We start from the raw sequence: 6,609 nt of genomic DNA, 5'->3' as shown, positions 1-6,609 counted from the left end.
AGGTAGTGGACGGCCAGGCCGGCGGCCAGCGCCAGCGCCACCACCGCCACGAGTAGGTCCCCCACCCTCCACGAGGCCGCGGCCGCCAACCCCACCAGCCCGGCCACCACGGTGGGGACGCCCCACAGGAGCACGCGGCGGAAGGGGGCGAGCTGCAGCCGGTAGCGCTCCAGCGGGTCGTAGGGGGCCAGGAGCGGGTCGCGCGCCGGCCGGGCACGGTGGGCGGCCCACACCGCCGTGCCCACCGCCAGCCAGGTGGCCACGAACCCGGCCGCGCCGGCCCCACCGCGACCCAGCAGCTCGCTCGCCGGGGCGAGAGCCACCGAGGTCAGCTCGGACAGGGACGCAGGAGCTGCGGTCATGGGGCGGACCGTCCTTCGGGAACGGCGGGAGGGGCGCCGCCACGGTAGGCCACCCGCCACGGCCCGCGGGCGCGACGGCACGCCCCTCCTCCCTCCCCCGGGCCTCCCGGCGGCGGGCCCCGGTGCGCGAGGATGGGGGCGTGGAAGATCCCGAGACGACCCCCCAGCCCGCCGAGGCCCCCCGGGCCCTGCCCGATGCCGAGCCGGCGGCCCCGCACGATGCCGAGCCGGCGGCGCGGACCGACCTGCCGCCGGAGCACCTGCTGGCCGTGGCCACCGAGACCGAGCAGCACGTGGCTGCCGACGGGTGGGGCCAGCCGGACCGCGTGTTCGCCCTCGTGCGCACCACCGACCTCGCGGCGGCCGAGCCCGCCCTGGCCGCTGCCCTGAGCGACGCGGGCGTGCTCACCGCGGTGGAGCAGGAGCTGCCCGAGGGCACCGACCTGCAGGACTACCTGGGCCACCTCGCCTGGCCGGCCGGGGTGCAGGGCTGCGCGCTGGCGGTCGAGCGCCGCCGTGCAGCGCAGGAGGACGACGCCGAGACCGAGGCCGTGCGCCTGCTGGTGCTGGCCACGCGCGACGACGAGCGCCTCACCCTGGTGCGCCTGGCCCAGCACGACAGCGACGACGCCGTGGCGATCGCCCACCACGTGGCCGACGACCTGGCGGGCGCGCTCGCCGCGAGCCTCGAGGACTGAGCGGCCTCAGCGCGCCGCGAGGTGCTCCTCGCAGGTGGGCAGAGCGTCGGTCCGGCCCGCGGCGATCGCCTCGACCGCCTTGCGCGCCTCGGTGAAGTCGGTGACGGCCACGTCGTGCATGCCCTGCGGCACGTGGCCCACCACCTGCTCGCAGTTGTCCTCCGGTGCGAGGAACCACGTGGCTCCGGCCTCACGCGCGCCGTGCATCTTCTGCGCGATGCCGTCGATGGGGCCCACGGTCCCGTCGGGGTCGATGGTGCCGGTGCCCGCGACGTCCTGGCCCCCGGCGAGCGGACCCTCGGTGAGCTTGTCGTAGATGCCCAGGGCCAGCATCATGCCGGCCGAGGGGCCGCCCACCGAGCCCGCGTCGACGTGCACGTCCACCGGGCTGTCGGCCACGGTGCCCAGCTGCACACCGACGACAGCACGACCCTCCACCTGCTTCGTGGGGACCGTGACGGTGCGCTGCTTGCCCTTGCGCTGCACCACCACGCGGACCGTGGAACCGGCCCCGGCCCGCTGGACGGCCTGCTGCACCACCTGCACGGAGGTGGCCCGGGCACCGTCCACGGACACGATGGTGTCCTCCGCCCGCAGCCGTCCCTCGGCCGGGGCGCCCGGCACCACCTGCGCCACGACCACCTTCTCGGTCACCGGCACGCCCGCGGCGCGCAGGGCCACCGTCTCGGCGCTCGACTGCGATCCCGTCATCTGCGCGGTGCTCACCTTCTGCACCTGGTCGGCGGTCACGTCCTCGGGGAAGACGCGGCTGCGCGGGACGATCTCGTCCTGCCGGCCGAGCCACGAGGTGCCCACCTCCCACCAACTCAGCTCGTGGCCCGGGCCGCCGTACATGGCCACCGTGGTCATGCGCAGGGCACCGTCGGTGGGATAGGTCTGGTGGCCGTCCACGCGCAGCATCGGACCGTCGCCGGGGCCGTCCTCGGCGAGCACGTCGTATGCACCGCCGGAGGTGAACACGACGTAAGGGGCCGTGACCACGTTGGCCACCACGACGCCCACGACGAACAGCACGGACAGCACGAGGCCGAGCACGGCGAGCGGGTGACGGCGGCGGGCGGGGGGCGCCTCCCCGGGGGAGGTGTCGCGGGCCGAGGTCATTGCGACATCATCGCACCGGACCGTGGGCACCCCGGGAAGGTCCGGGCACCCACGGGTGTTCACCCCTCACCACGACAGGGAGGTCACGATGAGCCAGGACAACCTGCCCCAGGACGACGCGGGCGCCGACGACGAGCACACCCCGGGCGAGGGCGGCTCCGGGCAGCCCAGCGACCCGATGAAGGACATGCTGCGACAGTTCCTCGGCGACGCCGTGGACTCCCCCGAGGTGGACGAGATGCTCTCCGCGCTGGGCATGGGCGGAGCGGGGGCCGCCGCCGGGGGTGCCGGCGGCGCCGCGGCCAACCCGAAGGCCGCGATGATGGCGAACAACCCCGCGGCGTTCGGGGCGCTGCAGGCTCAGGTGCAGCAGATGTTCGCCGGCGGCGACGGGCCGGTGAACCAGCAGCTGGCCACCGACGTGGCCCGGCGCGCCGCCGCCCAGGGGGGCGACTCCTCGGTGGGCGAGGCCGCGCAGCGCGACGCCGAGCAGGTGGGCAACGTGGCCTCCCTGTGGCTCGACGCCGCCACCGAGTTCCCCGCCACCTCGGGGGCCGTGCAGGTGGTGAGCCGCGCGGAGTGGGTGGAGACCACCATGCCGGCGTGGGTCGAGGCGCTCACCCCGCTGGCCGAGGGCGTGAACTCGGCCGTGGCCTCCTCCCTGACCGACCGACTGGGCGACGACCCGGAGGCCCTGCGCTCGCAGCTCCCGCCGGGGATGTCGCTGCCCGGCGGCATGGACATGGAGGCCGTGATGGGCCAGATGGCCCCGATGATGGAGCGCATGTCCAGCTCGATGTTCTCGCTGCAGCTGGGCCAGGCCGCCGGGGCGCTGAGCCAGGAGGTGGTCTCCGGCACCGACGTGGGGCTGCCGCTGGTGCCCGAGGGAGGGGTGCTGGTGCTGCCGACCAACGTGCGTGCCTTCGCCGAGGGGCTGGAGATCGACCCCGCCGAGGTGATGCTCTTCCTCACCGTGCGCGAGAGCGCCCGCCAGCGCCTGTACGCCGGGGCGCCGTGGGTGCGCAGCCAGGTGCTGGAGGCGGTGCGCTCCTACGCCGCGGACATGCGCCTGGACACCGACGGCATCGAGGCCAAGCTGGGCTCGGTGGACCCCACCGACCCGGAGGCGATGCAGTCGGCGCTCTCCGGCGGGCTGTTCCACCCCGAGCCCAGCGAGCGGCAGAAGGCCGCGCTGACCCGCCTGGAGACCTGGCTCGCCCTCGTGGAGGGCTGGGTGGACGTGGTGACCGACCGCGCCACGCGCGGCACCCTGCCGCACGCCGACGCCCTGGCCGAGGTGGTGCGCCGCCGCCGCGCCACGCAGGGTCCGGCCGAGAAGACCTTCGCCGGGCTGGTTGGCCTGGAGCTGCGTCCGCGGCGCCTGCGCGACGCGGCCAACCTGTTCGCGGCCATGGAGGACAAGCACGGCGCGGCCGCCCGCGACGCGGTGTGGGACCACCCCGACATCGCGCCGGACGCCGCCGCCCTGGACGACGTGCTGGGCTACGTGGAGCGCTGGGGCACCAACGAGCCCGGCGAGGCCACCGGCACCGACTTCGACGCCGAGCTGGCCAAGCTGCTGCAGGACGAGGGCGGCGACGGCGGGGACCGCGACGGCGGGGACCGCGACGGCGGGGCCGGGGCGCGCTGAGCCTCAGCCCTCCGGGTGCGCCCAGCCGTGGCTGACGCCCTGGAGGAAGACCATCGCCTGGTCGTACCGCGGGTAGCGGCGCACGGCGGCCTGGAAGTCGGGACCGTGCCCGCGGTGCAGCAGGTGGGCCAGCTCGTGCACGAGCACCGCGTCCACCACCCAGTCGGGCATGGGCTGCAGCCGGTCGCTGAGCCGGATGGTGCCGCGCCCCGGGGTGCACGACCCCCAACGCGACCGCTGGTTGGCCACCCACCGGACGTCGACCGGCACGGCCACCCCGTGGAAGTAGGTGCGGTTGAGGCGCTGCGCGCGCTGCACGAGCGAGGCGGTCGAGCTGGCATTGCGCCGACGGCGCAGCACCCTGCCCACCAGCTCGGCCACCGCCCGCTCCTCCTCGTGGGGCGGCATGCCGGCGGGCACGGCCACGTGCACCCGGCCGTCCTGCCAGCGCGCCTGGAGGGTCTTGCGCCGCCGAGCGCTGCGGGTGACCACCACCTCGGGTGCCGGCTCGACCGCCGGCGGCGCCTCGTCGGCCCACCCGTCGGGCTCCCAGCCGCCGTCCTCCGGCGCAGGCCCGTCCCAGCCGTCGCCCTCCCAGCCGGGCAGCGGCTCCCCCATCGGCTCCCCCTGGGCGGTCATCGGCCGGTGAACTCCGGGTCGCGTCGCTCGGCGGCCGCGGCGATCCCCTCGGCGAGGTCCGCGGTGGTGAGCGTGACGCCCTGGGCGAGGGCCTCCCACTGCAGGGCGTCGGCCAGCGACCGGTGGCCGCCGTCGCGCAGCGCCACCGTGGTGAGGCGCTCGGCCTGCGGCGCCGTGGAGGCCACGGCCCGGGCCATGTCCAGGGCCTCGGGGAGCACGTCCCCCGGCTCGGCCACCCGCGAGGCGAGCCCGAGCCCCACCGCCTCGTGGCCCTTCACGCGGCGCCCGGTGAGCAGCATGTCGCGTGCCACCGGCAGCCCCACGGCCTGCGGCAGCAGCCAGGTGGAGGCCATGCCCGGGTGCAGCCCCAGGTGGGTGAACGGCATCGCCAGGGTGGCCCGCGAGGAGACCACGCGCAGGTCGCAGGCCAGCGCCACCGCGAGCCCCGCCCCGATGGCATGCCCGTTGACCGCCGCGATGGTGGGGACCTCGAGCTGGCCGAGGGACAGCCAGGTGGCGTAGAAGCGCGCCATGCGCTCGCGCAGGTCCGTGGCCGAGGCGTCCGGCTCAGCGACGATCCAGTCGAGCTGGCCGCCGGCGCAGAAGGCCGACCCGCGGCCCGTGACGACCACCGCCCGCAGGGCCCGGTGCTCAGCCAGCTGGCGCACCACGCGCGCCCACGAGTCGGTCATCTCCTCGCTCATGGCGTTGCGCTTCTGCGGCAGCGCCAGCTCGACGACCGCGACCTCGCCGGTGCCCTGCGGCAGCAGGTGCAGGGCGAGGTCGGGCAGCTCGGTGGTCTGCGCACCGGGCAGGGACAGGGGGGTCTGCTCGCTCATGGGCCGGACGCTAACCCCCTGACCCGGCCGCACCCACGGGCGCGAGGCGACGCGCTGTGGACGAGCACCCGGGGGGTTGATCTCGTCCACCACCCGGCGCGCGCTCCCGTCGGGCCTGTGGACGGAGGACCACCCGCACCCCGGCGGTGGTGTCAGGGTGCCGCCATGGTCGATCTGGTTCGCCTTCCCCACAGCCTGCGTCCCCTGGTGCGCGCCGACGGCGTCGTGCAGCTGGGCAGCCCACCCGGCCGCTGCCTGGAGGTGGACGGGCTCACCCCCGCCGAGGTGCGCTATCTCACCTCGCTGGCCGGACCGGCCTCCGAGCGCAGCGACCGGGCCGCCGCCCTGGCCGCCGGGCTCGACGAGGAGGCCCGCGAACGGCTGGTGGAGCGCCTCCGGCGGCTCGACGCCGTGCTCGACGTGAGCGACCCGCCCCGCGCCCGGGCCATGTGCGGCGCCCGCCGCGACCGGCTGCGGGCGGCCGTGCAGACGATGCAGGCCGCCGGCGGCACGGGTGGCTGGGACCGGGTGGAGGCGCGCGACCGGGCGACCGTGGTGGTGGACGACCTGGCGGGGTGGGCCGGGGACGTGGCGGTGGACCGCGTGCTGCACGGCCTGCGCGACCGGCTGCGCGAGGGCGGCGTGGGCCAGGTGCTGGGCCCGGTGGAGGCACCCCGCTGGTGGCACGGCCTGGGGGACCACGGGGCGGTGGAGTCCGCACAGCTGGTGGTGCCGGTGCTCACCACGCGCACCGCGGCGGTGGACCTGCGGCGGCTGGTGGAGACCGGCATCCCCCACCTGCCGGTGGTGGTGACGCCGGGCTGGGTGGGCATCGGGCCGCTGGCGGTCCCCGGCGCCGCGTGCGCGGAGTGCGTGGTGCGCCACGAGGTGCCACCCGAACAGCTGGCACTGGAGTGGGGCGGGCCGCAGGCCGAGAGCCCGACGCTCGAGCACCTGGCGCCGGTGGGTCAGACGCCGGTGGACCTCGTGGAGTGGGCGGTGCGGTGGGGTGCCCGCACGGCGCTGTGGGTGCTGGACACGTCGGACGGCCCGGGCACGGCGGACGGCACCGCGGAGCGGGCCACCACACGGGTGAGCGTGGTGGCCCACTCCCCGGTGCCGAGGGTGGAGCGGTTCGCGGTGCACCCGGACTGCTGGTGCACCGGTCGACGGGCCACGGCCTGAGCCGGGTCACGCCGCGACGGGGTGCTTGCGCGGGCGGCCGCGGGGGCGCTTGCGCGGCAGCACCCGACCGGAGTCGATGAGCTCGCCGCCCCACACGCCCCACGGCTCCCGGC

The 6,609-nt window shown here is 76.4% G+C and carries 6 protein-coding genes and 2 pseudogenes; 3 read left to right on the top strand and 5 right to left on the bottom strand.

The window, feature by feature from the left end; genetic code table 11:
• A pseudogene (locus HMPREF3099_RS09505) lies at nucleotides 1–362 on the bottom strand (hypothetical protein); the annotation flags it as partial.
• Nucleotides 363–502: 140 nt separating this feature from the next.
• Between HMPREF3099_RS09505 and HMPREF3099_RS09500 the strand changes: the two are divergent.
• Entirely contained in the window at nucleotides 503–1,060 is a 558-nt protein-coding gene (locus HMPREF3099_RS09500) for a PPA1309 family protein (protein ID WP_083323681.1), read from the top strand.
• 6 nt (nucleotides 1,061–1,066) lie between these two features.
• On the opposite strand, the gene HMPREF3099_RS09495 is transcribed toward HMPREF3099_RS09500, so the two are convergent.
• The gene (locus HMPREF3099_RS09495) at nucleotides 1,067–2,182 is read right to left on the bottom strand and encodes a YlbL family protein (RefSeq protein WP_070705726.1); all 1,116 of its coding nucleotides are present in this window, start codon (nucleotides 2,180–2,182) and stop codon (nucleotides 1,067–1,069) included.
• A gap of 88 nt (nucleotides 2,183–2,270) precedes the next feature.
• Between HMPREF3099_RS09495 and HMPREF3099_RS09490 the strand changes: the two genes are divergently transcribed.
• Complete coding sequence (locus tag HMPREF3099_RS09490; protein WP_070705725.1) at nucleotides 2,271–3,833, top strand: zinc-dependent metalloprotease; 1,563 nt, start codon at nucleotides 2,271–2,273, stop codon at nucleotides 3,831–3,833.
• 3 nt (nucleotides 3,834–3,836) lie between these two features.
• Here HMPREF3099_RS09490 and HMPREF3099_RS09485 read toward each other — a convergent pair whose 3' ends face one another.
• Together HMPREF3099_RS09485 and HMPREF3099_RS09480 are read right to left on the bottom strand one after the other, a co-directional pair.
• Complete coding sequence (locus tag HMPREF3099_RS09485) at nucleotides 3,837–4,472, bottom strand: M48 metallopeptidase family protein (RefSeq protein WP_083323680.1); 636 nt, start codon at nucleotides 4,470–4,472, stop codon at nucleotides 3,837–3,839.
• Nucleotides 4,469–5,311, bottom strand: a complete 843-nt coding sequence (locus tag HMPREF3099_RS09480) for an enoyl-CoA hydratase/isomerase family protein (protein WP_070705724.1) — start codon at nucleotides 5,309–5,311, stop codon at nucleotides 4,469–4,471. The genes HMPREF3099_RS09485 and HMPREF3099_RS09480 overlap by 4 nt, the downstream gene beginning before the upstream one ends.
• Nucleotides 5,312–5,476: 165 nt before the next feature.
• On the opposite strand from HMPREF3099_RS09480, the gene HMPREF3099_RS12500 reads away from it, so the two are divergent.
• The gene (locus tag HMPREF3099_RS12500) at nucleotides 5,477–6,496 is read left to right on the top strand and encodes a hypothetical protein (RefSeq protein ID WP_070705723.1); all 1,020 of its coding nucleotides are present in this window, start codon (nucleotides 5,477–5,479) and stop codon (nucleotides 6,494–6,496) included.
• 6 nt (nucleotides 6,497–6,502) lie between these two features.
• Here the strand turns inward: HMPREF3099_RS12500 and HMPREF3099_RS12495 are convergent.
• Nucleotides 6,503–6,609: pseudogene (locus HMPREF3099_RS12495) on the bottom strand (WhiB family transcriptional regulator); the annotation flags it as partial.

The sequence above is a fragment of the Kytococcus sp. HMSC28H12 genome, assembly GCF_001816045.1.
GTDB lineage: Bacteria > Actinomycetota > Actinomycetes > Actinomycetales > Dermatophilaceae > Kytococcus > Kytococcus schroeteri.
The sequence above is the reverse complement of the archived record's forward strand: the minus strand, read 5'-3'. Positions and strand labels throughout refer to the sequence as shown.

What these genes read in the sequence shown, in the direction of transcription:
- HMPREF3099_RS09495 (WP_070705726.1), bottom strand. Translation starts at nt 2,182, where the DNA reads ATGACCTCGGCCCGCGACACCTCCCCCGGGGAGGCGCCCCCCGCCCGC.
- HMPREF3099_RS09490 (WP_070705725.1), top strand. Translation starts at nt 2,271, where the DNA reads ATGAGCCAGGACAACCTGCCCCAGGACGACGCGGGCGCCGACGACGAG.
- HMPREF3099_RS09485 (WP_083323680.1), bottom strand. Translation starts at nt 4,472, where the DNA reads ATGACCGCCCAGGGGGAGCCGATGGGGGAGCCGCTGCCCGGCTGGGAG.
- HMPREF3099_RS09480 (WP_070705724.1), bottom strand. Translation starts at nt 5,311, where the DNA reads ATGAGCGAGCAGACCCCCCTGTCCCTGCCCGGTGCGCAGACCACCGAG.
- HMPREF3099_RS12500 (WP_070705723.1), top strand. Translation starts at nt 5,477, where the DNA reads ATGGTCGATCTGGTTCGCCTTCCCCACAGCCTGCGTCCCCTGGTGCGC.